A 26868-nucleotide genomic window follows, 5' to 3' on the forward strand; every position below is an offset into this window, starting at 1 on the left:
TTAGGGGAGAGAGACGATGCAACGACGCTTCATGCTGAAGTTCGCGGTGGCACTCGGCGCAGCCGCGCTGTTCGCGGGTGCGCACGCGCAGGCCGAAACCATCAAAGTGGGCGTGACGGGTGGGCCGCACGCGCAGATCATGGAGGCGGTGAAGAAGGTCGCGGCGAAGAGCGGCCTCGACATCCGCATCGTCGAATTCTCCGATTACGTGCAGCCGAACGCCGCGCTCGCGTCGGGCGACCTCGATGCGAACAGCTACCAGCACGACCCGTATCTGCAGGCGCAGGTGAAGGATCGCGGCTACAAGCTGATCAAGGTCGCGGATACCGTCACGTTCCCGATGGGCATCTATTCGAAGCGCGTGAAGTCGCTGGCCGAACTGAAGCCGGGCGCGCGCATCGCGGTTCCGAACGATCCGACCAACGGCGGCCGTGCGTTGCTGTTGCTGCAGAAGCAGGGCCTGTTGAAGCTGCGTGCGGACGCGGGGCTGAAGGCGACGCCGCTCGATATCGTCGACAATCCGCGCAAGCTGAAGATCGTCGAGCTTGATGCGGCGCAGATTCCGCGTTCGCTCGGCGACGTCGACGCGGCCGCGATCAATACCAACTACGCGATGGAAGCGGGGTTGAAACCGAAACAGGACGCGATCGCGATCGAAGGGCCGAGCGGCCCGTACGCGAACGTCCTGGCGATCCGCGAGGCGGACCGGAACAAGCCGTGGGTGGCGAAACTGATCGCGGCCTATCATTCGGCCGATGTGAAGCAGTTCATCGAAGGCAAGTTCGGCGGAGCGGTCATTGCCGCCTGGTAACGGGCGAACAACGGGACGCCCGGAGAGATTAGAGTCGATGATCGAAAACCCGGGCTTTGCGTCCGGGTTTTTTCTCTTTTAAAATAGAACGATCGTTCGCTATCATTGGCGCGTCGTCAAGAAGCGGTATCCTCGACAACCATGATGGTTGGGTCCGCTTGGCCGCGCAGTCATGAGGCCTCGCTATAGAATGGCCTCTGGTCGTATTCGTAACTTTGGAGCGTGTGCATGAAAATCCTGGTGCCAGTGAAAAGAGTGGTCGATTACAACGTGAAGGTCCGCGTGAAGTCGGACAACACGGGCGTCGACATTGCGAACGTGAAGATGTCGATGAACCCGTTCGACGAAATCGCGGTGGAAGAAGCGGTGCGCCTGAAGGAAGCGGGCGTCGCGACCGAAGTGATCGCGGTGTCGGTGGGCGTCACGCAAGCGCAGGAAACGCTGCGCACGGCGCTGGCGATCGGCGCGGATCGCGCGATCCTCGTCGAATCGAACGACAGCGTCGAGCCGCTGGCCGTCGCGAAGATCCTGAAGGCGCTGGTCGACAAGGAACAGCCGCAGCTGGTGATCCTCGGCAAGCAGGCGATCGACGACGACTCGAACCAGACGGGCCAGATGCTGGCCGCGCTGGCCGGCCTGCCGCAAGCGACGTTCGCATCGAAGGTGACGATCGCCGACGGCAAGGCAACGGTCGCACGCGAAGTCGACGGCGGCGCGGAAACGCTGTCGCTGACGCTGCCGGCGGTCGTGACGACCGACCTGCGCCTGAACGAGCCGCGTTACGTGACGCTGCCGAACATCATGAAGGCGAAGAAGAAGCCGCTGGAAACGGTGAAGCCGGAAGACCTCGGCGTGGACGTCGCGCCGCGCCTGAAGACGCTGAAGGTGGCCGAGCCGCCGAAGCGCGCAGCCGGCGTGAAGGTGCCGGACGTGAAGACGCTGGTCGAGAAGCTGAAGACCGAAGCCAAGGTGCTGTAAGAGGGAGCGGAAAGAAATGACGATTCTGGTGATTGCAGAACACGACAACGCGTCGATCAAGGCCGCGACGCTGAACACGGTGGCGGCGGCGGCGAAGATCGGCGGTGACATTCACGTGCTGGTCGCGGGCCACAATGCGCAAGGCGCAGCCGACGCGGCAGCAAAGATCGCGGGTGTATCGAAGGTGCTGCTGGCCGACGCGCCGCAACTCGAAGCAGGTCTCGCGGAAAACGTCGAAGCGACGGCGCTGAACATCGCGAAGGACTATTCGCACATCCTCGCGCCGGCGACGGCCTACGGCAAGAACATCGCGCCGCGTATCGCCGCGAAGCTGGACGTCGCGCAGATCTCGGACATCACGGCGGTTGACAGTGCCGACACGTTCGAGCGCCCGATCTACGCGGGCAACGCGATCGCGACGGTGCAGTCGAGCGACCCGATCAAGGTCATCACGGTGCGTGCGACCGGTTTCGATCCGGTGGCGGCGGAAGGCGGCAGCGCGTCGGTCGAGAAGATCGAAGCAGCGGCAGACGCAGGCAAGTCGCAGTTCGTCAGCCGTGAAGTGACGAAGCTGGACCGTCCGGAGCTGACGAGCGCGAAGATCATCGTGTCGGGCGGCCGCGGTCTGGGCAGCGGCGAGAACTACACGAAGGTGCTGGAGCCGCTGGCGGACAAGTTGAGCGCGGCACTCGGCGCATCGCGCGCGGCAGTCGACGCCGGCTACGTGCCGAACGACTACCAGGTCGGCCAGACCGGCAAGATCGTCGCACCGCAGCTGTACATCGCGGTCGGCATCTCGGGTGCGATCCAGCATCTGGCCGGCATGAAGGATTCGAAGGTGATCGTCGCGATCAACAAGGATCCGGAAGCGCCGATCTTCAGCGTGGCCGACTACGGCCTCGTCGGCGATCTGTTCGCGCTCGTGCCGGAGCTCGTGAACGAGCTCGGCTGACGCAGTGTGACGCTCAGGCGGTAAGCACACGAGAAGAGGGGCGCGACGAGCGCCCCTTTTTTTCGCCATCGACAGAAGAGAGAAGAGGGAGACACACCATGAGCTATAACGCCCCCGTCAAGGACATGCTGTTCGTGCTGAAGGAACTCGCGGGCATCGACGCCGTTGCGCAACTGCCGGGTTTCGAGGACGCCGGTTACGACACGGCGCAGGCCGTGCTCGACGAGTCCGCGAAGTTCTGCGGCGAGGTGCTGGCGCCGCTGAACGTCGAAGGCGACCGCAATCCGAGCAGCTGGAAGGACGGTGTCGTGACCGCGACGCCGGGCTTCGGCGAAGCGTTCCGCCAGTTCGTCGAAGGCGGCTGGCAGGGACTGCAGCACCCGTCCGAATACGACGGCCAGGGGCTGCCGAAGCTGATCGCGACGCCGTGCATCGAGATGCTGAACGCGTCGAACCTGTCGTTCGCGCTGTGCCCGCTGCTGACCGACGGCGCGATCGAGGCGCTGCTGACGGCCGGCACCGACGAGCAGAAGCAGCGCTACGTGCCGAAGCTGATCTCGGGCGAATGGACCGGCACGATGAACCTGACCGAGCCGCAGGCGGGCTCGGATCTTGCGCTGGTGCGTTCGCGCGCCGAACCGCAGGGCGACGGCACGTACAAGGTGTTCGGCACGAAGATCTTCATCACGTGGGGCGAGCACGACATGGCGGACAACATCGTCCACCTGGTGCTGGCACGCACGCCGAACGCGCCGGAAGGCGTGAAGGGCATTTCGCTGTTCATCGTGCCGAAGTTCCTGGTGAACGAGGACGGCTCGCTGGGCGAACGCAATGACGTGCACTGCGTGTCGATCGAGCACAAGCTCGGGATCAAGGCGAGCCCGACGGCGGTGCTGCAATATGGCGATAACGGCGGCGCGATCGGCTACCTGATCGGCGAAGAGAACCGCGGCCTCGAATACATGTTCATCATGATGAACGCGGCGCGCTTCGGCGTCGGGATGCAGGGGATCGGCGTGGCCGACCGCGCGTACCAGAAGGCCGCGGAATTCGCGAAGGAGCGCGTGCAGAGCCGCCCGGTGGACGGGTCGGCCAAGCAGTCGGTGACGATCATCCATCACCCGGACGTGCGCCGGATGCTCGGCACGATGCGCGCGCTGACCGAAGGCGCGCGCTCGCTGGCGTACGTGGCCGCGGCGCACAGCGACATTGCCCACCGCCATTCGGACGAGGCGACGCGGGCGCGTCATCAGGCAATCTACGAATATCTGGTGCCGGTCGTGAAGGGCTGGAGCACGGAGATGGTGAACGACGTGGCGAGCCTGGGCGTGCAGGTGCACGGCGGGATGGGTTTCATCGAGGAAACCGGCGCGGCGCAGTATTACCGCGATGCGCGGATCCTGGCGATCTACGAAGGCACGACGGCGATCCAGGCGAACGACCTGGTGGGCCGCAAGACGCTGCGCGACGGCGGCGCGGTGGCGAAGGCGCTGATCGCCGAAATCGGCGAGCCTGTCGCGGCGCTGGGCAAGCTGGACGGTGCGGCGGCCGCATCCATGAAGGTGCAACTGGAGAAGGGTGCGAAGGCGCTGTCGTCGGTGGTGGATTACGTGCTGGCGAACGCGAAGCAGGACCCGAACGCGGTGTTCGCGGGCAGCGTGCCGTACCTGAAGCTGGCGGGCGTGGTGCTGTGCGGATGGCAGATGGCGCGTGCGCTGGTGGCCGCGCAGGCGAACCGCGCGAGCGACCCGGCGTTCTTCGGCGCGAAGATCGCGATCGCGCAGCTCTATGCGGAGCAGGTGCTGGTGCAGGCAGGCGCGCTCGAAGCGTCGATTGTCGGCACCAAGGGCAACGAGGGCGTGCTCGCGTTGACGGAAGACCAGTTCTGATTCTTCGCGGGACACTCGACGTCATGAAAAAGGCGCCCCCCGGGCGCCTTTCTCTTTGATGCCGGCCAGCAGGCCCGCATTGCCGCGGGCGGCAGCGGCTTATGCGTAGGCCGGGCGCGTCTGGCCTGCCACGTCCTTCAGGTAACGGTGTACCGACAGGTCGTCAGCCTGGATCGCAGGCATCTTGCCCGAGATCAGGTCCGCGAGCAGTTGGCCCGAACCGCACGACATCGTCCAGCCGAGCGTGCCGTGGCCGGTGTTCAGGAACAGGTTCGACACCGGCGTGCGGCCGACGATCGGCGTGCCGTCCGGCGTCATCGGGCGCAGGCCCGTCCAGAACGTTGCCTTCGACGTATCGCCGCCGCCCGGGAACAGGTCGTTCACGCACATTTCGAGCGTTTCGCGGCGCGCGGCGCGCAGCTTCTTGTCGAAGCCGACGATTTCCGCCATGCCGCCGACGCGGATGCGCTGGTCGAAACGCGTGATCGCGATCTTGTAGGTTTCGTCGAGCACGGTCGACACGGGTGCGGCCGCTTCGTTGACGATCGGCGCGGTGATCGAATAGCCCTTCAGCGGATAGACGGGGATCTTCATCAGGTTCGAGATGAAGCTGGTCGAGTACGAGCCGAGCGCGACGACGTACGCGTCCGCACGCACCGTCTCGCTGCCGCACTGCACGCCGGCGATCTTGCCGCCCGCGATCGCGAGCGCATCGATCGGCGTGTTGTAGCGGAACTTCACGCCGAGCGATTCCGCGAGTGCCGCGAGGCGCGTCGTGAACAGCTGGCAGTCGCCCGTTTCGTCGCCCGGCAGGCGCAGGCCGCCCGTCAGCTTGTGCGAAACGGCGGCGAGGGCCGGTTCGGCATTCTTCAGGTCGGCCGGCGACAGCAGTTCGAACGGCACGTTCGCTTCCTGAAGGACGGCGATGTCCTTCGCTGCACCGTCGAGTTGCTGCTGCGTGCGGAACAGTTGCAGCGTGCCGCCCGTGCGGCCTTCGTACTGGATGCCGGTATCGGCGCGCAGCGCCTGCAGGCAGTCGCGGCTGTATTCGGCGAGGCGAACCATGCGGCCCTTGTTGACTGCATAGCGCTCGGCCGTGCAGTTGCGCAGCATCTGGTACATCCACTGGAGCTGGAAGCGCGTGCCGTCGAGGCGGATCGCGAGCGGCGCGTGTTTCTCGAACATCCATTTGACGGCCTTCAGCGGCACGCCGGGGGCGGCCCACGGCGCGGCATAGCCGGGGGAGATCTGGCCAGCGTTCGCGAAGCTCGTCTCGAGCGCCGGGCCGGCCTCCCGGTCGATCACCGTGACTTCATGACCGGCGCGCGCGAGGTAATACGCGCTTGCCACGCCCACCACACCGCTGCCCAGAATGACGACTCGCATAGCTGCTCCAGATGGAAGGGACCAGATCGAGGCCGGGCGCACCTGCGGCTCCGTGTAACCTCTAGCTGATCTAGTTTTTTGCGCTATGGTATTGTCGAATGTGTAGGTTTTGTTATCGTATTTTTCAGGTTTTCAGCATAAACAAATGAGAACGCAACGTCAGCCCGTACGCTCGCTCGACAAGCTCGACCGGCGCATCCTGAAACTGCTCCAGGACGACGGCCGGATGGCGATGAAGGACCTCGCGGAACAGGTCGGACTGACCGTCACGCCGTGCATCGAGCGTGTGCGGCGCATGGAGCGGGACGGCGTGATCACCGGTTATCACGCGCGTGTCGATCCCCACCAGCTGGATGCCGCGCTGCTGGTGTTCGTCGAGATCACGCTCGGCCACAAGGGCGGCAACATGTTCGAGCAATTCCGCCGGGAAGTGATGAAGATCGACGAGGTGCTCGAGTGTCATCTCGTGTCCGGCGATTTCGACTACCTGATCAAGGCGCGGATCGGCGAAATGGCCGACTACCGCAAGCTGCTCGGCGACATCCTGCTGCAGTTGCCCGGCGCCGTGCAGTCGAAGAGCTATGTCGTGATGGAAGAAATCAAGGAGACGCTGACGATCGCGGTGGGCGACTGACGTACCGGCGGCAGGCCGCCGGACCCTTTATCCCGCCCTTGGCACGCTGCGCCCAATACTGTATAAATGTACAGTATTGGGCGCAGGCGAATGGGTGGGCATATGGACGATCGATCCGACAACGAATTTCCGATAGCGCCGCCCGTGCCCCGCAAGGGGCGCGGTGCGGTCGACAACCTGCAGGGGCGATACGAGATCGCCCAGCGTGAAGCGGTCGACGACGGCTGGACACACGAGTCGGACGATGCCGATTTCCCCGCGCCGCTGCGCACGCAGGTATTCGAGGAGCGGGCGAAGAGCATCCTGACGCACAACCAGTCGCCCGATATTCCATTCAGCGTATCGCTCAATCCGTATCGCGGTTGCGAGCACGGGTGCATCTACTGCTTTGCGCGTCCGACGCACAGTTATCTCGGCTTGTCGCCGGGGCTCGATTTCGAAAGCCGCATCTATGCGAAGGTCAATGCGGCCGAGTTGCTCGAGCGCGAGATTTCGCGCAAGCGCTACGTGCCGGAGCCGATCGCGCTCGGCGTCAACACCGACGCCTACCAGCCGGTCGAGCGCGACTTGCGCATCACGCGCAGCGTGATTCAGGTGATGCACGATCGCGGGTTGCCGTTCGCGGCGATCACGAAGTCGTCGCTGATCGAGCGCGATCTCGACTTGCTCGCGCCGATGGCCGAGCGCAAGCAGGTGATGGCGGCGGTCACGATCACGACGCTGGACGCCGATCTTGCGCGCACGCTCGAGCCGCGCGCGGCGACGCCGGCGCGACGGTTGCGTACGATTCGTGCGCTGAGCGAGGCGGGCGTGCCGGTCGGCGTGAGCATTGCGCCGGTGATTCCGTTCGTCACCGAGCCCGACATGGAGCGTGTGCTCGAGGCGTGCGCGGAAGCCGGCGCGACGCATGCGAGCTACATCATCCTGAGGCTGCCGTGGGAAGTCGCGCCGCTGTTCAAGAACTGGCTGGCCGCGCATTTTCCCGACCGCGCGGAGCGCGTGATGAACCGCGTGCGCGACATGCGCGGCGGGAAAGACTACGACTCGGATTTCTCGAAACGGATGAAGGGCGAGGGAATCTGGGCCGACCTGCTGCGGCAGCGCTTCCGCCAGGCCGTCAAGCGGCTCGGGCTGAACGAGCGCACGAACGGCATTCTCGATCTGTCGCAGTTTCGCGGCACGCCGGCCGCCGCAGCGCCGGTGCCGCGTGTTGCTGTACGTTCAGCCGGCACGCGATCGACGCAGGCGCGCGACGACATGCAATTGAACCTGTTCTGATCGGTGCGCCAAGCCAGCGCGGGGTGCCGGTGCGTCGCGTTCGTTGCGCTTACTGCGAAATCTGCTTGGCTGCTTCGACCTGCGACTCGAAATACGTCTGGAACGACAGTGCGAGCGCGGTCATCAGCAGGAACGCGCCGATCAGCAGCGAGAAGATCACCACGAAGATCACGGTCCAGCCCGACTTGCTTTGCCTGCCCGTCTCCGCGTTGAATTGCGCGTCCCATTTTTCGTCGGGACGCAGCCCGTAGACGAGCGCGGCGAGGAAGGCGGCCAGCAGCGAGATTGCGCCGGGTACCGCAAGCCACCAGCCGAGGCCGGCGCTGCGCTGGGTCGCGGCGAGCAAGAGGAAGCCCGGGATGCCGACGATCGTCGCGAGCAGGTGCGCCCAGCCGTACACGTCGCGAAAGCCATACAGATAGAAGCGGTGCGCGCCGAGCGAACCGAACAGGAACGCGAGGGCGGCGGTGAGCGTCTTGGAGCGGAAGCGGCGGGACGGTGCGGTGCTGCTGGACATGGATGGCGGCGTATTGTCGTTGGCATGGGCGGCCGGCGGGCCGGCGCGGGCGCGCGGCCCGGCACGCATTCTACGATGCCCGGTCGGGGCCGGTCACCCCTGTGCTGCGTCAAGGTGCCGCATAGGTCACGCGATAGATTGCGCCCGCATAGTCGTCGCTGACGAGCAGCGAGCCGTCCGGCAGCGGCAGCACGTCGGCAGGGCGTCCCCATACCGTGCCGTCGGGCCGCAGCCAGCCCGTGACGAACGGAGTCTGGCGCGCGTGGCTGCCGTCCGCAGAGACCACAACACGCATCACGCGGTAGCCGACCTTCGTGCTGCGGTTCCACGAGCCGTGTTCGGCGATGAACACGTTGTTGCGGTACGACGCCGGAAACATCGGCCCTGTATAGAAGCGCATGCCAAGGGCCGCGACGTGTGCACCGAGTTTCAATACGGGCGGCGCGTAGCGGCGGCAAACGTCGGGGCTGCCGAATTCGGGGTCGGGCGTGTCGCCGCCATGGCAGTACGGGAAGCCGAAGTCGAGGCCCGCGCGCGGTGCGCGGTTCAGCTTGTCGTCGGGCACGTCGTCGCCCATCATGTCGCGCCCGTTGTCGGTAAACCACAGCTCGCCCGAATCGGGGTGCCATGCGAAGCCGACCGTATTGCGTATGCCGCGGGCGACAACCTCGTTCCCGCTGCCGTCCGCCTTCATGCGCGCGATGATCGCGTAGCGGCTGCGATCGGCGAGACAGACGTTGCACGGTGCGCCGGTCGGCACGTACAGCTTGCCGTCGGGGCCGAACGCGATGAATTTCCAGCCGTGATGGTGTTCGGTCGGCAGCGCGTCGGTGACGACGGCGGGTGCGGGCGGCGTGGCGAGCCGGTCGTCGATGCGATCGAGCCGCAGGATGCGCGATACGGCTGATATATAGAGTGCGCCGTCACGGTAGGCGACACCGACGGGCATGTCGAGCCCGGAAGCGATCACGTAGCGCGCGCTGATCCGGCCCTCGTGCATCACGAACGCGTGCACGCGGCCTTCCCGCGTGCCGACATACAGGATGCCGCGTGGCGACCACGCCATTTCGCGCGCGGTCGGTACCGCGTCGGCCAGCACTTCGACGTGGAAGCCGGGCGGCACGACGAGTTCGCCCACCGGCAGCGGCGCGGCTGACGCCATTGCGGATACGAGGCAGGCAAGGCCGGCAAGCAGCGCCGCAAAACGGTGCTGCTTGCGGCGTATCGAGGCGGCGCGAAGGGGCGGCATGACGGTGTGGAACGTCCCGGACACGACGATTCTATGCCCGGCGGACAGGCCGCCCGCGGATTTTTTGCGCGTAAGTGTTTGTTGTACCTCTGGTTTCCGGCTATAATCGCGTGTTTCAGTAGTTTCGAACCCGGTTTTCCCGAAGGACATCATATGGTTATCATCCGTCTGGCTCGTGGCGGCTCGAAGAAGCGCCCGTTCTACAACATCGTTGCTACCGATTCGCGCAACCGTCGTGACGGCCGCTTCATCGAGCGCGTCGGCTTCTACAACCCGGTCGCCACGAAGGGCGAATCGCTGCGTATCGCTCAGGATCGCCTGACGTACTGGCAAGGCGTTGGCGCGCAACTGTCGCCGACCGTCCAGCGTCTCGTGAAGGAAGCGCAAAAGGCGCAACCGGCTGCCTAACATGGCACGGTGTGCCGGTCGTGCCGGCTGTGAGGTGCATTGATGGCGGGTCACGATTCCGGTAATGCAAGGCGCGGGCGTGCGTCGTTTGGCGCATTCGTCCGCAAGCCGGTCGAGCGCGACGTTGTCGCGAACGCCGGTCAGGCTGCCGAGCAGGGCAGTCTCGAAGTGGCGCAAGCCTGGCCCGACGATGCCGTCGAGGTCGGGGCTGTGGTCGACGCCTATGGCCTGAAGGGTTGGGTCAAGGTGGCGACGCATGCCGACGCCGGTCGCGGTGGCGACGCGCTGCTCAAGGCGCGCCGCTGGTGGCTGGAGCGCGGTGCGGAACGGCTTTCCGTCCGCATCCTGCAGTCGAAGACGCACAGCGACACTGTCGTTGCGCAACCCGCGGGCGTGAGCGACCGCGATGCCGCGCTGGCCATGCGCGGTTTTCGCGTGTTCGTGCGCCGGGAAGATTTCCCGGCATTGGCCGCTGACGAATTCTATTGGGTCGACCTGATCGGTCTCGATGTCGTCAACGAGCAATCGGTGGCGCTCGGAAAGGTGAGCGGGATGATCGACAACGGCGTGCATTCGATCATGCGTGTCGAGTATCCGGCGACCGGCAAAGACGGTCAGCCGACCACCGACGAGCGGTTGATTCCGTTCGTCGGCGTATACGTCAAAACGGTGGATCAGGCGGCGCGTCGCATCGTCGTCGACTGGGAAGCCGATTACTGAAATGAACCAGGTTACCGAGAGCGCGGTGCAGTTCGACGTCGTCACGCTCTTTCCCGAGATGTTCCGTGCACTGACCGACTGGGGGATCACCAGCCGGGCCGTCAAGCAAGGGCGCTTCGGGTTGCGCACCTGGAACCCGCGTGATTTCACGACGGACAACTACCGCACGGTCGACGATCGTCCGTACGGCGGCGGTCCGGGCATGGTGATGCTGGCCAGGCCGCTCGAAGCCGCGATCGATGCCGCGAAAGCGGCGCAGGCGGAACAGGGTATCGCGAGCACGCGTGTCGTGATGATGTCGCCGCAAGGCGCACCGCTCACGCACGATCGCGCGGTGCGGATGGCGCAGGAACCCGGCGTTGTCGTGCTGTGCGGCCGTTATGAAGCGATCGACCAGCGCCTGCTCGATCGTTGCGTCGACGAGGAAATCAGCCTCGGCGATTTCGTATTGTCGGGCGGCGAACTGCCGGCGATGGCGATGATGGATGCGGTCGTGCGGTTGCTGCCCGGCGTGCTGAACGATTCGCTGTCGGCCGTGCAGGACAGTTTCGCCGACGGCCTGCTCGATTGTCCGCACTACACGCGCCCCGAGGAATACGATGGCATGCGCGTGCCGGACGTACTGCTCGGTGGGCATCATGCCGAGATCGAGCGGTGGCGGCGCCAGGAAGCATTGAGGAATACGTTGCGGAAGCGGCCGGACCTGATCGTCCGGGCGCGCCGCGAGAAGTTGTTGAGCCGGGCCGACGAGGCGTGGCTTGCGAACCTCGCACGCGAAGCGAAGGACGCCTCCTGAGGCGGTGTCGCGGGCGGGAATTGGCGGTGTCGTGCATGCGTGTGCGGCGCCTGATGTGAATCCATCCTCTATCGGGGCCAGGCCTGGAAGCAGGCGGGTGCCAACGCCGACACGATGGCATAAGGAGTCAGTAATGAATCTGATCGCAAAACTTGAGCAGGAAGAAATCGAGCGCGCGCTCGCCGGCAAGACGATCCCCGAATTCGCCCCGGGCGATACGGTGATCGTGAACGTGAACGTGGTTGAAGGTAACCGCAAGCGCGTTCAGGCCTACGAAGGCGTCGTGATCGCTATTCGCAACCGTGGCCTGAACTCGAATTTCATCGTCCGCAAGATCTCGTCGGGCGAAGGCGTCGAGCGTACGTTCCAGACGTACTCGCCGCTGCTGGCAAGCATCGTCGTGAAGCGCCGCGGTGATGTGCGTCGTGCGAAGCTGTACTACCTGCGCGAGCGTTCGGGCAAGTCGGCTCGTATCAAGGAAAAGCTGGTGTCGAAGGATCGCGCCGCAGCAGCTTCCCAAGAGTAAGAGCTGTAAGGAAAAAGCACCCACCCGGGTGCTTTTTTCATTCTGGCGCGACAATATGCTCGATACGACACAAACACGAGAGCCCCATTGAATCGCCGCCCCATCATCGATCCCGAAGTCCTGCCGGTCGAAGGCACCGGCGCCGGCCTGCCGGCCATCGATTCCCGCCTGATGACACCGTCCGGCCTGCGCGACCGTTTCGCGCGCACGCTCGAGTGGAGCGTCGAGCCCGACGAGGCGAGACTGCAGGAGGGCGTCGATCCGCGTAGCGCGGCCGTCCTCGTCCCGCTCGTCGTCCGCGAGTCCGGCCTCACCATGCTGCTGACCCAGCGCGCCGACCACCTGAACGACCACGCCGGACAGATCAGCTTCCCCGGCGGTCGCCGCGAACCGTTCGATCGTGACGCGACCGCAACCGCGTTGCGCGAGGCGAAGGAAGAGATCGGGCTGGCGGACGAGCGTGTCGAGATCCTCGGCGCGTTACCCGACTACCTGACCGGCACGGGCTTCTGCGTGACGCCGGTGGTCGGCCTCGTGCATCCGCCGTTCACCGTGCAGGCCGACACGTTCGAAGTGGCCGAGATTTTCGAGGTGCCGCTCGCGTTCCTGATGAATCCCGCGAACCATCAGGTCCGGGTGTTTCGCTGGGAAGGCGGCGAGCGTCGTTTTTTTGCGATGCCCTATCCGAATGGCGAACCCGGCGGGCATTACTTCATCTGGGGCGCAACTGCCGGCATGTTGCGCAATCTGTACCGCTTCTTGGCCGCCGGCTAGGCGCGCACGGCGGCCGGCGCGCGCGGCCGGCTGCCGCACGACCGCGCCGGCAGCCATCCGGTGCTTACGCTGTGCTATCGTTATGCAAAAAATGACATAACTCCGAAGACGGCGCCACGCATGACTTTCTTTTCGGTTCTCCTCGCCCTCATCATCGAACAGGTCCGCGCGTTGTCGCCGAACAATCCGGTGTTCGCGCTGTTCCAGTTTCATGCGGAAACCGTCGCGCATGGTCTCGACGCAGGCAAGCAGAAGCACGGCATCCTCGCATGGCTCGCGGTCGTGCTGCCGTGGGTGCTGATCGTCGCGCTGATCTATTTCCTGCTATACAAGGTGAGCTTCGTGCTCGCGTTCATCTGGAACGTCGTCGTCGTGTATTTCACGCTCGGCTTTCGCCAGTTCAGCCACTACTTCACCGACATCCACCTCGCGCTCAACAACGATGACGTGCCGCGTGCGCGCGAAATCCTGCACGAATGGACGGGTATCGACACGGTCGACATGCCGGTCGGCGAAATCGTCCGCCATACGCTGATTCACGCCGTTGTCGCATCGCATCGTCACGTGTTCGGCGTGTTCTTCTGGTACGTGCTGCCGATCGGCCCGGCCGGCGCCGTGCTGTACCGGATTTCCGAATACCTCGCGCGCAGCTGGTCGACGCCGGGCGACGACCGCACGGCAGCTTTTTCGACGTTCGCGCAGCGCGCGTTCTTCGTGATCGACTGGATTCCCTCGCGACTGACCGCGCTCGGCTTTGCAATCGTCGGTAACTTCGAGGACGCGATCTACGCGTGGCGCAACCATACGCGCCAGTGGCCCGATCCGAACGACGGCGTCCTGCTGGCAGCCGGTAGCGGCGCGCTCGGCGCACGCCTCGCGGGGCCGCTCGCGGAACCGTCGAGCCTCGATGCGCTGGCGGTCGGTGACAGCGGTCCGTTGACGGTCGGCGACGATTGCACGCCGCGTACGCTGCAATCCGCGGTTGGCCTTGTCTGGCGCGCGGTGATCCTGTGGATGATTCTGCTGCTGATGCTGACGCTTGCCGTCTGGGTGTCGTGACGGGGCAGTGCGGTGCCCGATGAAAGACAAAAGGCCGGCTTGATGCCGGCCTTTTTGCTGTGCGGGTCAATCGTCGCGCGGGTCGCGCACGGCGCCGCATTGCCAGCAGGCCGTGAACTGGGCCTCGAGCGCCTCCCCGCACTGCCGGCAGCGCCACGGCGCGGCGCCGGCCGACGGGCCGTGCGAAGCGGCATCGAGGAGCCGGCGCGCGAGCACGTCGTCGCGTTCGTCGTCGAGCCACAGCTCGGGCGTGCACGCGTCGGCAGGCAGGCCGCCGAGTGCGCCTGTCGCGTAGCAGTTATGCAGCTCGCAACCGATGCCGGCCACCTGGAGCACGTTGGCCCAATGCTGCGCCGTCGCGAGATCGGGTGCCTTGAAACGCATCGCGGCTCCTGTCGGTGAGGGCCGGCCCCGCATGGCACCGGCTGGCCGCCGCGCGCGTGCCGCGCGATCAGCGGACGATCTGGCTTGCCTCGTGCACGAGCTGCGCATACAGCGCATGCCGTGTCGGCGCGATGCGGCCGTCGGCGACGGCTTCGAGAATCGCGCAGCCGGGTTCGTGCAGATGATGGCAATTATAGAAACGGCAGTCCGCGAGCAGCGGCCGGAACTCCGGAAACGCGCGCTCGAGACGGCCTTCCGTCAGGTGGTAGAGGCCGAATTCCTGGAAGCCCGGCGAATCGATCAGGGCGCCGCCGCCTTCCAGCGGGTAGAGGCGCGTGAACGTCGTCGTGTGACGGCCGCTGTTGAGCGCGGCCGAAATCTCGCGCGTGGCGGCTTCGGCGTCGGGAACGAGCAGGTTCACGAGCGTCGACTTGCCCATCCCGGACTGGCCGAGCAGGATCGTCGAATGCCCGGCGAGGTGCGGCATCAGTTGCGCGCGCGCGTCGTCGGGCGAGCCTTTCACCGAGAGCTCGAGCACGTCGTAGCCGAGTGCGCGGTAGGGCGCGAGGCGCTCGCGCGCGACCGGCAGCGCGGCTTCGACGTCGATCTTGTTCAGCACGACGAGCGGCTTCAGCTCGTTCGCCTCGGCGGCAATCAGCGCGCGGCCGAGCAAGTCCTCGCTGAAATAGGGCTCGGTCGCGAGCACGATCAGCAACTGGTCGAGGTTGGCCGCGAACAGCTTCGACTTGAACTGGTCGGAACGGTACAGCAGGTTGCGCCGTTCGCCGATCTCGACGATGACGCCCTGGTCGGCCGAGGCGAGTTCGTACGCGACACGGTCGCCGACCGCGATATCGCTCTTCTTGCCGCGCGGGAAGCACTGCAGCATCGGGCCGCCATCGTCGGGCGCGACGATGTAGTGACGCCCGTGCGCCGCGATCACGCGGCCTTCGGCACGCTGCGCGCCCGACGCGCGCGGGGCCGGCTTGCGGGAGGTCGGCCGGCTCATGCGTGCTGCAGCAGGCGGTCGATCCGCTGCGAGGCGGGCGGATGCGAGTAGTAGAAGGCCGTATAGACAGGGTCGGGCGTCAGCGTCGACGCATTGTCCTCATAGAGCTTCACGAGCGCGCTGACGAGATCCTGCGCGTCGGTCTGGCTGGCCGCGAATGCGTCGGCCTCGAATTCGTGCTTGCGCGACGTGAGGCTGCCGAACGGCGTCGCGAAGAACAGGAACACGGGAATCGCGAGGAAGAACAGCACGAGCGCGGCGCCCGCGTTGCTCGTGTCGAGCGACGGCGTGACGCCGAGCCCCGTGTAGAACCACGTGCGCTGCGCAAGCCAGCCGAGCAGCGCGAGCAGCACGAGGCTCAGCACGAACGACACGAGCATTCGCTTCATCACGTGGCGGCGCTTGAAGTGGCCGAGTTCGTGCGCGAGCACGGCCTCGATTTCCTGGCCGGACAGCCGCGCGAGCAGCGTGTCGAAGAACACGATCCGCTTCGAGGCGCCGAAGCCAGTGAAGTACGCGTTGCCGTGCGCGGAGCGGCGGCTGCCGTCCATCACGAACAGGCCCTTCGCCGCGAAGCCGCAGCGCTTCATCAGCGACTCGATGCGCGCGCGCAGCGCGTCGTCCTTGAGCGGTTCGAACTTGTTGAAGATCGGTGCGATGAAGGTCGGGTAGATCAGCAGCACGAGCATCTGGAACGCGACCCAGACGATCCAGGTCCACAGCCACCACAGGCTGCCGGCCTGGTTCATCAGCCACAGCACGACGAACAGCAGCGGCAGGCCGAGCGCGGCGCCAAGCAGCGAGTTTTTCAGCATGTCGGTGAAGAACAGCCGCTTGGTCATCCGGTTGAAGCCGAAGCGCTGTTCGATTCCGAACTGGCGGTAATACTCGAACGGGACGTCGATCGCGCTCGTGATCACGAGCACCGCGGCGACGAGCGCGACCTGCTGCCCGTAGCCGCGGCCGAGCCAGCCGGTGAGCAGCGTGTCGAGCGCGCCGACGCCGCCGAGCAGCGTGAGGCCGACCAGCACGGCCGCGCTGACGACGATCTCGAGCATCGTCAGCCGGGTGCGCTCGACCGTATAGTCGGCCGCGCGCTGGTGGGCGGTCAGCGGGATGGTCGCGCTGAACTGCGCGGGGACGCCGTTGCGGTGCGCGGCGACGAAGCGGATCTGCCGCGACGCGAGCCACAGCTTGGTGACGACCATCGCGAGCACGGCGAGCGCGAACAGCAGGGTGAACGAAAAGGGTGACATCGAAGGCGCCAAAGGGTTCTATGCGAGAATTATATGTTCTTGCGGACCGGGCCCGCTGATGCGATGCCGGCCGCCCGGGCGGCGCCGCGCGCTGCCCGCCATTTTCCAGGATGACTCATGACCGATACCGCCGCTTCCACCAGCCAGCCCGCGCTCGTGCGCAACGAGTTGAACCTCGTCTGGCTCGACATGGAGATGACGGGCCTCGACCCGGATAACGACCGCATCATCGAGATCGCGGTCGTCGTGACCAATTCCACGCTCGACGTCGCCGTCGAAGGCCCCGTGTTCGCGATCCACCAGAGCGACGAAACGCTCGCGAAGATGGACGACTGGAACAAGTCGACGCACGGCCGCTCGGGCCTGATCGACCGCGTGCGCGCGTCGACCGTGACCGAGGCGGACGCCGCCGCGCAGCTGCAGGCCTTCCTCGCGCAGTACGTGTCGCCCGGCAAGTCGCCGATGTGCGGCAACTCGATCTGCCAGGACCGCCGCTTCATGGCGCGCTGGATGCCCGAATTCGAGCGGTTCTTCCACTACCGCAACCTCGACGTCAGCACGCTCAAGGAGCTGTGCCGCCGCTGGCAACCGGCGATCTACAAGGGGTTCCAGAAGCGGGCGATGCACACGGCGCTCGCGGACATCCACGAGTCGATCGACGAGCTGAAGTACTACCGCGAGCATTTACTGATTCCGGCCGCGTCGGCTCCGGCAGGCGAGTCCGCGCCGGCCGCCTGAGCGGGCCGGCACGCGCCCGGCGCCGGGTACAGGCTCAGCGCCGCGCGCTTTTCGGCCGGAACGCCGCGACCACCGCGGCGTCGGTCTCGATATACGGGCCGCCGATCAGGTCGATGCAGTAGGGCACCGCGGCGAAGATGCCGGGCACGGTCGACTTGCCGTCGGCATCGCGCAACCCTTCGAGCGTTTCCCGGATCGATTTCGGCTGGCCCGGCAGGTTGATGATCAGCGCCGCATGGTCGGCTTGGGCCGTTTCGCGGATTACCGCGACCTGCCGCGACAGGATCGCGGTCGGCACGAAATTCAGGCTGATCTGCCGCATCTGTTCACCGAACCCGGGCATTTCCTTCGTCGCCACGGCCAGCGTGGCCTCGGGCGTCACGTCGCGGCGCGCGGGGCCCGTGCCGCCGGTCGTCAGCACGAGGTCGCACCCCGCGACGTCGACGAGCTCGGCGAGCGTGGCGGAGATCGTGGGCGCATCGTCCTGGATCAGGCGCGTTTCGGCGCGCCACGGCGACGTGAGCGCGCCGGCGAGCCACTCCTGCAACGCCGGAATGCCCTTGTCTTCGTAGACGCCCGTGCTCGCGCGGTCGCTGATCGACACGAGGCCGACGACGAGCTCGTCCGGGTGGTTACGCTTCGTCGTCATGGTCGTCTCCGGCGTCGTCCGCCGCTTCGTCGTCCGCATCGGACGTGCCGCCGGCGGCCTTGATCCACTGGAACAGCTCGCGGAAATAGCGCGGCGGCTTGCCCTGCTGCGCTTCCTTGCGTGCGTTGCGGATCAGCGTGCGGCCTTCCTGGATATCGGCTTCAGGGTGCTGGCGCAGGAATTCGGTCAGCGCATCGTCGTTCGCGAGCAGCTGTTCGCGCGTGCGTTCGATCCAGTGAAGGCGGGCCGTCGCGGCCTTGTTCACGCCGCGCTGCGCGTCGAGCGCGGTGCGCAGCGCGGCCGTCTCGTCGTCGGTCAGCGAGCGCATCACGCGGCCGACGTACTGGAGCTGGCGGCGCTTGCCTTCGTGATCGGTGATCCGGCGGGCTTCGCGCACGGCGTCCGCGAGATCTTCGGGCATCGGCATGCGCTTGAGGGCGTCCTTCGGCAGGTCGACGAGCGCCTGGCCGAGCTCCTGCAGCGCGTGCATTTCGCGTTTCAACTGGGATTTGCTGGGGCGATCGTAGCCATTGTCGTCGTCTTCGACGGCATGCTCGATCGGCTGGATTCGGGTTTTGCGTGTCATGGACGGCATTGTATCGCGCCGCGGACACGCCAAGCTTGTCGGTGTCCGGCCCCGGACCTTGCTATGATCGCGGGATACGCAACATTTTGAACATGCGGGCGCCCGCCCGCCACCGGATATCAAGACGATGGCAGCCAATCTCGACGTACAAGCGCGCTATTTCCCGCACACGCAGGACCAGCTCAAGGAAATCGCCTCGGACATCCTTCGCCATGCGAAGGCCCTCGGCGCGACGGATGCCGCGACCGAAATCTCCGAGGGCGACGGCCTGTCGGTGTCGGTGCGCCGCGGCGAAGTCGAAACGATCGAGCACAACCGCGACAAGATGGTCGGCGTGACCGTGTTCATCGGCAAGAAGCGCGGCAACGCGAGCACGTCGGATTTCTCGCCGGGCGCGATCAAGGATACCGTCGCCGCCGCCTACAACATCGCGCGCTTCACGGCCGAGGACGAGGCCGCCGGCCTCGCTGAAGCCGAGCTGCTCGAAACCGACCCGCGCGACCTCGATCTGTACCACCCGTGGGCACTGACGGCCGACGAGGCCGTCGAACTCGCCCGTCGCGCGGAAGATGCCGCGTTCGCGGTCAGCCCGCAGATCCGCAATTCGGAAGGCGCGAGCGTGTCGGCCCAGCATTCGCAGTTCGTGCTCGCGACGTCGCGTGGCTTCCTGTCCGGCTACCCGTACTCGCGCCACTACATCGCATGCGCGCCGATCGCAGGCAGCGGCCGTCACATGCAGCGCGACGACTGGTATTCGTCGAAGCGCAGCGCGACCGATCTTGCGGCGCCCGAAGCGGTGGGCCGTTATGCGGCCGAGCGTGCGCTTGCGCGGATGGGCGCGCGCCGTCTCGACACCCGCAAGGTGCCCGTGCTGTTCGAGGCGCCGCTCGCGGCCGGCCTGCTCGGCGCATTCGTCCAGGCGGTGAGCGGCGGTGCGCTGTACCGCAAGACGTCGTTCCTGGTCGACAGTCTCGGCAAGCCGGTGTTCGCGCCGCACATCCAGGTCGTCGAGGATCCGCACGTGCCGCGCGCGATGGGCAGCGCGCCGTTCGACGAGGAAGGCGTGCGTACGCGTGCGCGCAGCGTCGTCAAGGATGGCGTGGTCGAAGGCTACTTCCTGTCGACCTATTCGGCGCGCAAGCTCGGCACGCAAACCACCGGCAACGCAGGCGGCTCGCACAACCTCGCGCTGCGCAGCTCGAACACGCAGCCGGGCGACGATTTCGACGCGATGCTGAAGAAGCTCGGCACGGGCCTGTTGCTGACCGAGCTGATGGGGCAGGGCGTGAACTACGTGACGGGCGACTATTCGCGCGGCGCGGCGGGTTTCTGGGTCGAGAACGGCGTGATCCAGTATCCGGTCGAGGAAATCACCGTCGCGAGCACGTTGCAGGAAATGTTCCGGCATATCGTCGCGATCGGCGCCGATTCGATCGTGCGCGGCACGAAGGAAACGGGCTCGGTGCTGATCGAGCAGATGACGATCGCCGGGCAGTAAGCGGCGCGCGGCATCGGCCGCCATCAAACAAAAAAGCCCGACGGCGTGAGTGAGCCGGTCGGGCTTTTTTATTGCGCGCGATGCGTCAGCCGCGCTTGCGCTCGTAGACGACGAACGCATAGCCGAACGTGTTCGGCGCGGCCGCCTGGTGCGCTTCGCGCGACACTTCCTGCCAGTGCGCGGCGTCGGGTGCCGGGAACGACGCGTCACCGTCGAAGTCGGCATCGATCTCGGTGACGACCAGCTTGTCGGCGAGTGCGAGACCTTCCGTGTAGAGTTGCGCGCCACCGATCAGGAACGCCTCGGGCACCCCGTCGCGCGAGGCGAGCGCCAGCGCGTCGGCGAGCGACGTGACCGTGTCGCAGCCGTCGAAGCGTCGCGCCGCATCGCGCGTGACGACGATGTTGCGGCGGCCCGGCAGCGGCCGGCCGATCGACTCGTGGGTCTTGCGGCCCATCACGATCGGTGCGCCCATCGTCGTGCGCTTGAAGAAGGCGAGATCCTCGGGAAGTTTCCAGGGCAACTGGTTGTCGCGGCCGATGATGCCGTTGCGGGCACGCGCGACGATCAGGGTCAACGTCGTCATGAAGGTCGGGGAGAGGAAAACCGGAATGGCGCCGATTCTACCGGAACGGCGGCGCGCACCGGTTCCGGGTGCGCGCATCCGCCTTCCGGCGCTGTGCGCCGCGACGGTCGAAGCCACGCGTCGCGGCGACGGAATGAATAAAAAGCGTGCCCGCCGGGGGACGGAGCACAAAACCGTTTCGTGTCGAGAGATCGCGAATGCAGCCACTGATCGATGCTCTCCGGCCTGCCCGGATCAATACGTCATCCTGATCAAATGGCTCGATCGACGGTCATTGGTGCGTACTGCCTTGTGCGGTGCCTTCCATCGCGTGCTGCACGTCGCCCGGCTGCGGTATCGGGAGCGGCATCGGCAACTGGGGCGGCGGGGGGATCTCGTCCCACAGTGTCACCGACGTCCTGCCGGCCGGCAGCGGTTGCGGCGCCGACACGGTCACGATGCCGAACCCGACGCCGTGCTGCGTGCCCGGCGCGTTCGATGCAAGCAGCATGGCGTGATCCGGCTTCGAGCTTTCGTCTGCGTGTACGGGCGAGGGCGGGCCGGCGGCCGCGACCGCAATGGTCATCGGCACGAAAGAAAGTAAAAGATGTTTTCGCATGGTCGCTGTCTCCGACGGTTTCCCTATTCAGCGAAATGCATGCCATCGCGCCGCGACCGTTGTCGAGACTGCGATTCGTGCGCAAGCGTTGCGAGTTGCGTCGGAAAACGACTGAAAATGTTTCAGGCCTGAAACGAGGGGGCTCGGGAATACTGCGGATTCAATCGATACGCTTCAAGGATGAAAATCGGTGCATGTGTCGATGACTGCATGCATCGCTGCACAGGTGCTATGTGCAGACGATTGACATGCATCGACCTCCTGAGCGATTCGGCCGTATCGCCCGCGGCACTGAAATCGGATTGTCGTATTCAGTGCCTATAACTAAGCTATCTTGATCAAAATAACTGGACGCGAGATAAGCGCCATCATGCGAGGCTTTGTCGTTGCCGAGCATCGGCATGGCGAATCGAGCCGCCTTCGGCTGCCCCGATTCGATCCTTTCGCACGCATACTGACGTGCACGGCAATCGTTAGACGGTTGAGGAACGGGGTGAGCATATGGGAGTCGATCAGCGGCATGTGATCTACTATTCGCGCGAGCCGAACGACGCGTTGCGCGGCCATTTCGACGAATGCGGCTGGCGTGTCGATCTCGCGGAGACCGTGCGGGACGTACGGCGCGTCGTGCAGCACGGTGTCGCGACGGCCGGGCTGCTGGATTTTTCGCCGGGCTTCAAGCCCTCGGACCTGCGCGAACTCGAATCCTGTCTGAGCATTCAGCACATCGGCTGGATCGCGGCGACGCGCCGCGGCCAGTTGCAGGACGCCACGCTGCGCCATCTCATTCGTGACTACTGTTTCGACTACGTGACGATGCCGTACGAGACGTCGCGGATCGTCGAGACCGTCGGTCATGCGCACGGCATGGTCGCGCTGACCGAAACCGCTGCACCGCCCGTCGGCACCGGACGCAGCGAAGGCGAAATGGTCGGAACCTGCGATGCGATGCTCGGGCTCTTCAGGACGATTCGCCGCGTCGCGGCGACCGACGCACCGGTGTTCATCTCCGGCGAATCGGGTACGGGCAAGGAACTGACGGCGGTCGCGATTCATGAGCGCTCGTCGCGCGCGCACGCGCCGTTCATCGCGATCAATTGCGGCGCGATCCCGTCGACGCTGCTGCAGGCCGAGCTGTTCGGCTATGAGCGCGGCGCGTTCACCGGCGCGAACCAGCGCAAGATCGGCCGCGTCGAGGCCGCCAACGGCGGCACGCTGTTTCTCGACGAGATCGGCGACTTGCCGCTCGAAAGCCAGGCAAGCCTGCTGCGCTTCCTGCAGGAAGGCAAGATCGAGCGGCTCGGTGCCCACGTATCGGTGCCCGTCGACGTGCGCGTGATCTGTGCGACGCACGTGGACATGGACGCAGCGCTGCGCGAAGGACGGTTCCGCGAGGACCTGTTCCATCGCCTGTGCGTGCTGAAGATCGAGGAGCCGCCGCTGCGCGCGCGCGGCAAGGATATCGAGATACTTGCGCGCCACATGCTCGAGCGTTTCAAGGGCGACGCACATCGCCGCCTGCGCGGCTTTTCGCCTGATGCGGTCGCGTCGCTGTACGGCTATTCGTGGCCGGGCAACGTGCGTGAACTGATCAATCGCGTGCGCCGCGCGATCGTCATGTCGGAGGGGCGGATGATCACCGCCGCCGATCTCGAACTGAACGAATTTGCGACACTCGCACCCGTGTCGCTGCTGGAGGCGCGTGAGGCGGCCGAACGGCAGGCGATCGAGCAGGCGCTGTTGCGCCATCGCGGCCGTTTCGCGGATGCCGCGCGCGAACTCGGCGTGTCGCGCGTCACGCTCTACCGGCTGATGTGTGCGCACGGCATGCGCGATCGCGGCGACACGCTGACAGGGTTTTCGGCGCCGTTGCAGGAGCTTCCGCATCACGCTTGCTAAAATTGGCGGGTACGGCCGCCCTCGCGGCCGAAGGAACCCGCATGAAACAGTATCTCGATCTCGTTCGTACCATTCTCGATACCGGCACCTGGCAGGAGAACCGCACGGGGATCCGCACCATCAGCATGCCGGGCGCGATGCTGCGCTTCGACCTGCAGCAAGGCTTCCCGGCCGTGACGACCAAGAAGCTCGCGTTCAAGTCGGCGATCGGCGAACTGGTCGGTTTCCTGCGCGCTTCCCGCAGCGCGGCCGATTTCCGCGCGCTCGGCTGCAAGGTGTGGGACGCGAACGCGAACGAGAATGCCCAGTGGCTTGCGAACCCGTATCGCCAGGGCGTCGACGATCTCGGTGACGTGTACGGCGTGCAATGGCGCCAGTGGCCGGGCTACAAAGTGCTCGACGCGGGCGCCGACGCGCAGATCGCCGATGCGACGCGCCGCGGCTTCCGGATCGTTACGCGTTTCGACGAAGACGGCGCACCGAAGGTGCTGCTGTACAAGGCGATCGACCAGTTGCGCCAGTGCCTGGACACGATCATGGAGAACCCGTCCGATCGTCGCATCCTGTTTCACGCGTGGAACCCGGCCGTGCTCGACCAGATCGCGTTGCCCGCGTGCCATCTGCTGTACCAGTTCCTGCCGAACGCTACGAAGCGCGAAATCTCGCTGTGCCTGTACATCCGCAGCAACGACGTCGGCCTCGGCACGCCGTTCAACCTGACGGAAGGGGCCGCGCTGCTGGCGCTCGTCGGCCGGCTGACCGGCTACACGCCGCGCTGGTTCACGTACTTCATCGGCGACGCGCACATCTACGAGAACCAGCTCGACATGCTGCAGCGCCAGCTCACGCGTGAGCCTTACGACAGCCCGCGGCTCGAGATTTCCGAGCGTGTGCCGGATTACGCGAAGACGGGCGTCTATGAGCCCGAGTGGCTGGACCGGATCGAGCCGTCGGATTTCTCGCTCGTCGGCTATCGCCACCACGAACCGCTGACCGCACCGATGGCCGTCTGATCGCGCGGCCCGGGCCGCGCGGAGGCATCGATCCGCTTCCCGCAGGAAAATGGCCCGACCGGCTGATACCGGTCGGGCCATTTTGTTTCACGTTTGCGGCGCTTACTGGCGGTGCCGCTCTTCGTGGCCGCCTTGCGGCGGCGGGTTGCCCGGGTGTGGCGCCTCGACGTGCGGCGCCGGTTGCGGCCGCGGTTCCATGTGCGGTGCGGGCATCGACGGGCGCGGCTCCATGCGTGGCGCCGGTTGCGGTCTCGGCTCCATGCGCGGCGCCTGCGGTTGCGGGCGCGGCATGTCATGCACGGCGGGGGCCGGCGGCCGGTACTCGTTCACACGTGGCGGGGCGACTTCGTGGTGCGGCGCCGGTTGCGCGAATTCGGGGTGCGGCTGCGGCGCGGGCGCCGCCCGCTCCGGTTGCGGTTGCCCATGCTGCGCCGGTGTCGGGAATTCGGGGCGCGGGCGCGGCTGCGGAATCTGCGCCGTATTGTCGAGCCGTGGTTGCGGCAGTGCGCGCGGCGTTTCGTTCCGGCCGCCGGGCTGCGCGCCCTGCAGCGCCGGTGCGCCCTCCGGATGCGGGATCGCCGCGCTGCGCACGGGCGGCAGCGCATTCTGTCCCGCCGCATGCAGTGCAGTGGGCGGAGCAGGGCGCTGGCGCTCCATCGGTGTGTGCGGCTGCATCCACGCGGGCGACGGCGCCTCGGCCGCGTGCGCATTGCCGATGCCGGACGGACGGTTGTTCGCTACCGGCGGATGGGGGACACCGTTGCCGGGCCCGAACGCCTGATGCGGCGCCGGGTTGCCGGGTGCCTGCGGCATGCCGCCGTTGGCGAGGTGCGGTGCGCCGGGGTTTTCGCCGTTCGTGGGCCGCGCGACATTCGGCACGCCGGGCATCGGTGTTCCCGGCCGCCCGGCCTGCAAGGCGGCCGGCTGGCCCTCGCGAGGCGCGCGAGCCGGCTGCACGACGGGGCCGTGCGGATTCACGAGCTGCACGTTGTGCATCGCCCATGCGCCGCCACCCGGTTTGCCCGGTACGCGGACCGGACGCGCCGTATAGTCGGCCGGCACGTTCGTCTTCACGACGGGCGCGCCGGCACCCGGCACGCGCCCGCCTTGCTGCGCGAGGTGGGCGGCGGCCTGGTCGCGATACGCGGCCGGCACGGCGGGATTGCGCGTGGCGACGTACGGATGCTGGGCAATTGCCGCCGGCGGGCGGTAGCTCGCATTGCGCAGCCCGCCGGTGAAGCTCTGGCGCACCGGCGCAATGCCCGGCGTACCCGGCGTGACATGCGCATTGCGCCATTGCTGCGGGTCGACGTGCTGTGAGAAGTGCGCGACAGGCTGGCCGTGCACGAACGCGGAAGCCGGTACGGCCGTGATCGCGTGCGGCGCACGGAAGTTGACGTACGTCTTGTTGATGTTGGTGATATTGGTGATGTTCGTCACGTTCACGGTCTTGTTCACGTTGACGTTGTTCACCACGATGTTGCGGTTCACGCGGTCGTAGTAGTGCGGGCTCCAGCCGCCCCAGCCCGGATGCCACGGTTCGCCCGGGCCGAGCGCGAACCACGCGCAGCCGGCCGCGGCGACGCCGCCCACCGTGAGCGCGACGCTCCAGTCGGGGCCGCCGCCACCGCCGACGAACGCGACGAGTGCCGGTGCATAGGCCGGCGGCTGGCTGACGGCCAGCGGGCCCGGTACCCAGGCCCAGCTATCGTCCACGTACGCCCAGCGGCCGTAGTGATACGGCGCGAAACCCCATGGCGCGTCGTCGACCCACGTCCAGCCCCACGGGGCCTGCCAGATCCAGTGGCCGTCGTGATACGGCGCCCAGTCCGCCGGCGTATCGTTCGGCACCCATACCTGGCCGTAATTCGGGGTGTCGCGCCACGTGCCGTTCGCGTCGAGATCCTGGTAGCCGGGAATGTCACGGGACACATAGCGGGCCGACACCGAGCGCTCCTCGGCCGCATCGCGGCTGGCGGCCCACCGGTCGAGCGCATCGGGGCCGGGGGCGGCGGCTTGCTGCGCGACCTGCAGGTCGGTGCCCGTGAACACGACCTGCTGCCCCGGTGACAGCGGATACTGGCCGTTGCTGCCGTAGACGGTCGCGCTGCCGCTGCGCACCGTGACCGTCGTGCTCGCGCCGTTCGGCGCGACGTCGACGCGATAGTCGCCGGGGCCCGTGATGCCGAGCGCGAGGTTCGGCGTGTCGATTTCGTACGATCCGCCGGCCGGCAGATCGCGCACGTGAGTCGATACGGTGCCGAGCCCCACTTTCAGCTGGGTCGTCGTGTCGTCGAGGTTCAGTACCGACAGGCTCGTCGACTCGCCGAGCCGCACCGCGGTCGAGCCGATATGCAGTTCCGAGCGCGCGCCGGCATCGTTCCAGAGCTGGTCGCCGGTCGTCAGCGGCCGGTTCACGGCGGCATACGACCACGTATCGGTGCCGGCCGGCTCGGTCGTCACGGCGCCCGACAGGTAATTGAGCCGTGCGACACGGCTGGGCGGGTCGCCGCCCGGTTGCCGTGCCGCGGCCGCATACGGAGGGGCGCCGGCCGATTGCGCGAATGCGGGGGGCAGGGCCGCAAGCGCGACGAACGCGAGCAGCGTGCAGCGGGCGGTTCGCTTGAGCGTGAACAGGGTGGCCATGGTGAGCGTCTTCGTCATTGTCGCGGCGC

27 protein-coding genes are annotated in these 26868 nt (G+C 66.4%); 16 read left to right on the forward strand and 11 right to left on the reverse strand.

Annotated features, from left to right (window positions below):
- Nucleotides 1-16: 16 nt before the first annotated feature.
- The 4 genes from APZ15_RS09005 (at nucleotide 17) to APZ15_RS09020 (ending at nucleotide 4630) form a co-directional block, all read left to right on the forward strand.
- Nucleotides 17-811 (forward strand): MetQ/NlpA family ABC transporter substrate-binding protein, encoded by a 795-nt coding sequence (locus APZ15_RS09005; protein WP_027788052.1) that lies wholly within the window; start codon nucleotides 17-19, stop codon nucleotides 809-811.
- A gap of 228 nt (nucleotides 812-1039) precedes the next feature.
- Entirely contained in the window at nucleotides 1040-1789 is a 750-nt protein-coding gene (locus tag APZ15_RS09010; protein ID WP_021157446.1) for an electron transfer flavoprotein subunit beta/FixA family protein, read from the forward strand.
- A 16-nt stretch (nucleotides 1790-1805) separates the two neighbouring features.
- The gene (locus APZ15_RS09015; protein WP_027788051.1) at nucleotides 1806-2741 is read left to right on the forward strand and encodes an electron transfer flavoprotein subunit alpha/FixB family protein; all 936 of its coding nucleotides are present in this window, start codon (nucleotides 1806-1808) and stop codon (nucleotides 2739-2741) included.
- Nucleotides 2742-2839: 98 nt separating this feature from the next.
- The gene (locus APZ15_RS09020; RefSeq protein ID WP_027788050.1) at nucleotides 2840-4630 is read left to right on the forward strand and encodes an acyl-CoA dehydrogenase; all 1791 of its coding nucleotides are present in this window, start codon (nucleotides 2840-2842) and stop codon (nucleotides 4628-4630) included.
- Nucleotides 4631-4729: 99 nt separating this feature from the next.
- Here APZ15_RS09020 and APZ15_RS09025 read toward each other — a convergent pair whose 3' ends face one another.
- Nucleotides 4730-6016: a D-amino acid dehydrogenase gene (locus tag APZ15_RS09025; protein ID WP_027788049.1), complete on the reverse strand. Its 1287-nt coding sequence runs from the start codon at nucleotides 6014-6016 to the stop codon at nucleotides 4730-4732.
- 145 nt (nucleotides 6017-6161) lie between these two features.
- Here APZ15_RS09025 and APZ15_RS09030 point away from each other — a divergent pair, with 145 nt between their 5' ends.
- Both APZ15_RS09030 and APZ15_RS09035 read left to right on the forward strand, forming a co-directional pair.
- Nucleotides 6162-6650 (forward strand): Lrp/AsnC ligand binding domain-containing protein, encoded by a 489-nt coding sequence (locus APZ15_RS09030; RefSeq protein WP_011351353.1) that lies wholly within the window; start codon nucleotides 6162-6164, stop codon nucleotides 6648-6650.
- Between the two features lie 90 nt (nucleotides 6651-6740).
- Complete coding sequence (locus APZ15_RS09035; RefSeq protein WP_027788048.1) at nucleotides 6741-7928, forward strand: PA0069 family radical SAM protein; 1188 nt, start codon at nucleotides 6741-6743, stop codon at nucleotides 7926-7928.
- A 49-nt stretch (nucleotides 7929-7977) separates the two neighbouring features.
- On the opposite strand, the gene APZ15_RS09040 is transcribed toward APZ15_RS09035, so the two are convergent.
- Both APZ15_RS09040 and APZ15_RS09045 read right to left on the reverse strand, forming a co-directional pair.
- Entirely contained in the window at nucleotides 7978-8445 is a 468-nt protein-coding gene (locus APZ15_RS09040; RefSeq protein ID WP_027788047.1) for an NINE protein, read from the reverse strand.
- A gap of 109 nt (nucleotides 8446-8554) precedes the next feature.
- Complete coding sequence (locus APZ15_RS09045; RefSeq protein WP_027788046.1) at nucleotides 8555-9694, reverse strand: PQQ-dependent sugar dehydrogenase; 1140 nt, start codon at nucleotides 9692-9694, stop codon at nucleotides 8555-8557.
- A gap of 153 nt (nucleotides 9695-9847) precedes the next feature.
- Here APZ15_RS09045 and rpsP point away from each other — a divergent pair, with 153 nt between their 5' ends.
- The 6 genes from rpsP to APZ15_RS09075 all read left to right on the forward strand — a co-directional run bounded on the left by rpsP (nucleotide 9848) and on the right by APZ15_RS09075 (nucleotide 13977).
- Entirely contained in the window at nucleotides 9848-10102 is a 255-nt protein-coding gene (rpsP, locus tag APZ15_RS09050; RefSeq protein ID WP_006476550.1) for a 30S ribosomal protein S16, read from the forward strand.
- A gap of 42 nt (nucleotides 10103-10144) precedes the next feature.
- The gene (gene rimM, locus APZ15_RS09055; protein WP_027788045.1) at nucleotides 10145-10822 is read left to right on the forward strand and encodes a ribosome maturation factor RimM; all 678 of its coding nucleotides are present in this window, start codon (nucleotides 10145-10147) and stop codon (nucleotides 10820-10822) included.
- A 1-nt stretch (nucleotide 10823) separates the two neighbouring features.
- The gene (gene trmD, locus APZ15_RS09060) at nucleotides 10824-11618 is read left to right on the forward strand and encodes a tRNA (guanosine(37)-N1)-methyltransferase TrmD (protein ID WP_027788044.1); all 795 of its coding nucleotides are present in this window, start codon (nucleotides 10824-10826) and stop codon (nucleotides 11616-11618) included.
- Nucleotides 11619-11751: 133 nt separating this feature from the next.
- The gene (gene rplS / locus APZ15_RS09065; RefSeq protein ID WP_006753174.1) at nucleotides 11752-12144 is read left to right on the forward strand and encodes a 50S ribosomal protein L19; all 393 of its coding nucleotides are present in this window, start codon (nucleotides 11752-11754) and stop codon (nucleotides 12142-12144) included.
- An 87-nt stretch (nucleotides 12145-12231) separates the two neighbouring features.
- On the forward strand, nucleotides 12232-12918 hold the full coding sequence (locus APZ15_RS09070) for a CoA pyrophosphatase (protein WP_021159741.1): 687 nt from the start codon (nucleotides 12232-12234) through the stop codon (nucleotides 12916-12918).
- Between the two features lie 120 nt (nucleotides 12919-13038).
- Nucleotides 13039-13977, forward strand: a complete 939-nt coding sequence (locus APZ15_RS09075) for a CobD/CbiB family protein (RefSeq protein WP_021159740.1) — start codon at nucleotides 13039-13041, stop codon at nucleotides 13975-13977.
- Nucleotides 13978-14043: 66 nt separating this feature from the next.
- Here the strand turns inward: APZ15_RS09075 and APZ15_RS09080 are convergent, their stop codons facing one another.
- The 3 genes from APZ15_RS09080 to APZ15_RS09090 form a co-directional block, all read right to left on the reverse strand.
- Nucleotides 14044-14361 carry a putative signal transducing protein gene (locus APZ15_RS09080; RefSeq protein ID WP_027788043.1) on the reverse strand — a complete coding sequence of 106 codons (318 nt, stop codon included), beginning with the start codon at nucleotides 14359-14361 and terminating at the stop codon, nucleotides 14044-14046.
- 67 nt (nucleotides 14362-14428) lie between these two features.
- Nucleotides 14429-15370: a ribosome small subunit-dependent GTPase A gene (gene rsgA / locus APZ15_RS09085; RefSeq protein WP_021159738.1), complete on the reverse strand. Its 942-nt coding sequence runs from the start codon at nucleotides 15368-15370 to the stop codon at nucleotides 14429-14431.
- Nucleotides 15367-16626 carry a M48 family metallopeptidase gene (locus APZ15_RS09090; RefSeq protein WP_021159737.1) on the reverse strand — a complete coding sequence of 420 codons (1260 nt, stop codon included), beginning with the start codon at nucleotides 16624-16626 and terminating at the stop codon, nucleotides 15367-15369. Before APZ15_RS09090 ends, rsgA begins: the two co-directional genes overlap by 4 nt.
- Before the next feature lie 117 nt (nucleotides 16627-16743).
- Here APZ15_RS09090 and orn point away from each other — a divergent pair, with 117 nt between their 5' ends.
- Nucleotides 16744-17364 carry an oligoribonuclease gene (orn, locus tag APZ15_RS09095; protein WP_027788042.1) on the forward strand — a complete coding sequence of 207 codons (621 nt, stop codon included), beginning with the start codon at nucleotides 16744-16746 and terminating at the stop codon, nucleotides 17362-17364.
- A gap of 34 nt (nucleotides 17365-17398) precedes the next feature.
- Here the strand turns inward: orn and mog are convergent, their stop codons facing one another.
- Both mog and yjgA read right to left on the reverse strand, forming a co-directional pair.
- The gene (gene mog, locus APZ15_RS09100; RefSeq protein WP_027788041.1) at nucleotides 17399-18013 is read right to left on the reverse strand and encodes a molybdopterin adenylyltransferase; all 615 of its coding nucleotides are present in this window, start codon (nucleotides 18011-18013) and stop codon (nucleotides 17399-17401) included.
- Nucleotides 17997-18599, reverse strand: coding sequence for a ribosome biogenesis factor YjgA (gene yjgA / locus APZ15_RS09105; RefSeq protein WP_272481468.1), 603 nt, complete (start codon nucleotides 18597-18599; stop codon nucleotides 17997-17999). The genes mog and yjgA overlap by 17 nt, the downstream gene beginning before the upstream one ends.
- 127 nt (nucleotides 18600-18726) lie before the next feature.
- Here yjgA and pmbA point away from each other — a divergent pair, with 127 nt between their 5' ends.
- Nucleotides 18727-20097, forward strand: a complete 1371-nt coding sequence (gene pmbA / locus APZ15_RS09110; protein ID WP_027788039.1) for a metalloprotease PmbA — start codon at nucleotides 18727-18729, stop codon at nucleotides 20095-20097.
- A gap of 85 nt (nucleotides 20098-20182) precedes the next feature.
- On the opposite strand, the gene APZ15_RS09115 is transcribed toward pmbA, so the two are convergent.
- Both APZ15_RS09115 and APZ15_RS09120 read right to left on the reverse strand, forming a co-directional pair.
- Nucleotides 20183-20683, reverse strand: coding sequence for a dihydrofolate reductase (locus APZ15_RS09115; protein ID WP_027788038.1), 501 nt, complete (start codon nucleotides 20681-20683; stop codon nucleotides 20183-20185).
- A gap of 271 nt (nucleotides 20684-20954) precedes the next feature.
- Nucleotides 20955-21173, reverse strand: coding sequence for a hypothetical protein (locus APZ15_RS09120; RefSeq protein ID WP_226153262.1), 219 nt, complete (start codon nucleotides 21171-21173; stop codon nucleotides 20955-20957).
- 609 nt (nucleotides 21174-21782) lie between these two features.
- On the opposite strand from APZ15_RS09120, the gene APZ15_RS09125 reads away from it, so the two are divergent.
- Both APZ15_RS09125 and APZ15_RS09130 read left to right on the forward strand, forming a co-directional pair.
- Nucleotides 21783-23180: a sigma-54 dependent transcriptional regulator gene (locus tag APZ15_RS09125; protein WP_027788036.1), complete on the forward strand. Its 1398-nt coding sequence runs from the start codon at nucleotides 21783-21785 to the stop codon at nucleotides 23178-23180.
- Between the two features lie 41 nt (nucleotides 23181-23221).
- Nucleotides 23222-24193, forward strand: coding sequence for a thymidylate synthase (locus APZ15_RS09130; protein ID WP_027788035.1), 972 nt, complete (start codon nucleotides 23222-23224; stop codon nucleotides 24191-24193).
- Between the two features lie 102 nt (nucleotides 24194-24295).
- On the opposite strand, the gene APZ15_RS09135 is transcribed toward APZ15_RS09130, so the two are convergent.
- A complete protein-coding gene (locus APZ15_RS09135; RefSeq protein ID WP_027788034.1) occupies nucleotides 24296-26839 on the reverse strand; it encodes a DUF6600 domain-containing protein in 2544 nt (847 codons plus the stop codon).
- Nucleotides 26840-26868 lie beyond the last annotated feature (29 nt).

This window comes from Burkholderia cepacia ATCC 25416, assembly GCF_001411495.1.
Lineage (GTDB): Bacteria > Pseudomonadota > Gammaproteobacteria > Burkholderiales > Burkholderiaceae > Burkholderia > Burkholderia cepacia.

Bases quoted from the DNA above. Each gene is read 5' to 3' on its own strand.
- APZ15_RS09005 (WP_027788052.1), top strand. From the start codon at position 17: ATGCAACGACGCTTCATGCTGAAGTTCGCGGTGGCACTCGGCGCAGCC.
- APZ15_RS09010 (WP_021157446.1), top strand. From the start codon at position 1,040: ATGAAAATCCTGGTGCCAGTGAAAAGAGTGGTCGATTACAACGTGAAG.
- APZ15_RS09015 (WP_027788051.1), top strand. From the start codon at position 1,806: ATGACGATTCTGGTGATTGCAGAACACGACAACGCGTCGATCAAGGCC.
- APZ15_RS09020 (WP_027788050.1), top strand. From the start codon at position 2,840: ATGAGCTATAACGCCCCCGTCAAGGACATGCTGTTCGTGCTGAAGGAA.
- APZ15_RS09025 (WP_027788049.1), bottom strand. From the start codon at position 6,016: ATGCGAGTCGTCATTCTGGGCAGCGGTGTGGTGGGCGTGGCAAGCGCG.
- APZ15_RS09030 (WP_011351353.1), top strand. From the start codon at position 6,162: ATGAGAACGCAACGTCAGCCCGTACGCTCGCTCGACAAGCTCGACCGG.
- APZ15_RS09035 (WP_027788048.1), top strand. From the start codon at position 6,741: ATGGGTGGGCATATGGACGATCGATCCGACAACGAATTTCCGATAGCG.
- APZ15_RS09040 (WP_027788047.1), bottom strand. From the start codon at position 8,445: ATGTCCAGCAGCACCGCACCGTCCCGCCGCTTCCGCTCCAAGACGCTC.
- APZ15_RS09045 (WP_027788046.1), bottom strand. From the start codon at position 9,694: ATGCCGCCCCTTCGCGCCGCCTCGATACGCCGCAAGCAGCACCGTTTT.
- rpsP (WP_006476550.1), top strand. From the start codon at position 9,848: ATGGTTATCATCCGTCTGGCTCGTGGCGGCTCGAAGAAGCGCCCGTTC.
- rimM (WP_027788045.1), top strand. From the start codon at position 10,145: ATGGCGGGTCACGATTCCGGTAATGCAAGGCGCGGGCGTGCGTCGTTT.
- trmD (WP_027788044.1), top strand. From the start codon at position 10,824: ATGAACCAGGTTACCGAGAGCGCGGTGCAGTTCGACGTCGTCACGCTC.
- rplS (WP_006753174.1), top strand. From the start codon at position 11,752: ATGAATCTGATCGCAAAACTTGAGCAGGAAGAAATCGAGCGCGCGCTC.
- APZ15_RS09075 (WP_021159740.1), top strand. From the start codon at position 13,039: ATGACTTTCTTTTCGGTTCTCCTCGCCCTCATCATCGAACAGGTCCGC.
- APZ15_RS09080 (WP_027788043.1), bottom strand. From the start codon at position 14,361: ATGCGTTTCAAGGCACCCGATCTCGCGACGGCGCAGCATTGGGCCAAC.
- rsgA (WP_021159738.1), bottom strand. From the start codon at position 15,370: ATGAGCCGGCCGACCTCCCGCAAGCCGGCCCCGCGCGCGTCGGGCGCG.
- APZ15_RS09090 (WP_021159737.1), bottom strand. From the start codon at position 16,626: ATGTCACCCTTTTCGTTCACCCTGCTGTTCGCGCTCGCCGTGCTCGCG.
- orn (WP_027788042.1), top strand. From the start codon at position 16,744: ATGACCGATACCGCCGCTTCCACCAGCCAGCCCGCGCTCGTGCGCAAC.
- mog (WP_027788041.1), bottom strand. From the start codon at position 18,013: ATGACGACGAAGCGTAACCACCCGGACGAGCTCGTCGTCGGCCTCGTG.
- yjgA (WP_272481468.1), bottom strand. From the start codon at position 18,599: ATGACACGCAAAACCCGAATCCAGCCGATCGAGCATGCCGTCGAAGAC.
- pmbA (WP_027788039.1), top strand. From the start codon at position 18,727: ATGGCAGCCAATCTCGACGTACAAGCGCGCTATTTCCCGCACACGCAG.
- APZ15_RS09115 (WP_027788038.1), bottom strand. From the start codon at position 20,683: ATGACGACGTTGACCCTGATCGTCGCGCGTGCCCGCAACGGCATCATC.
- APZ15_RS09120 (WP_226153262.1), bottom strand. From the start codon at position 21,173: ATGCTGCTTGCATCGAACGCGCCGGGCACGCAGCACGGCGTCGGGTTC.
- APZ15_RS09125 (WP_027788036.1), top strand. From the start codon at position 21,783: ATGGGAGTCGATCAGCGGCATGTGATCTACTATTCGCGCGAGCCGAAC.
- APZ15_RS09130 (WP_027788035.1), top strand. From the start codon at position 23,222: ATGAAACAGTATCTCGATCTCGTTCGTACCATTCTCGATACCGGCACC.
- APZ15_RS09135 (WP_027788034.1), bottom strand. From the start codon at position 26,839: ATGGCCACCCTGTTCACGCTCAAGCGAACCGCCCGCTGCACGCTGCTC.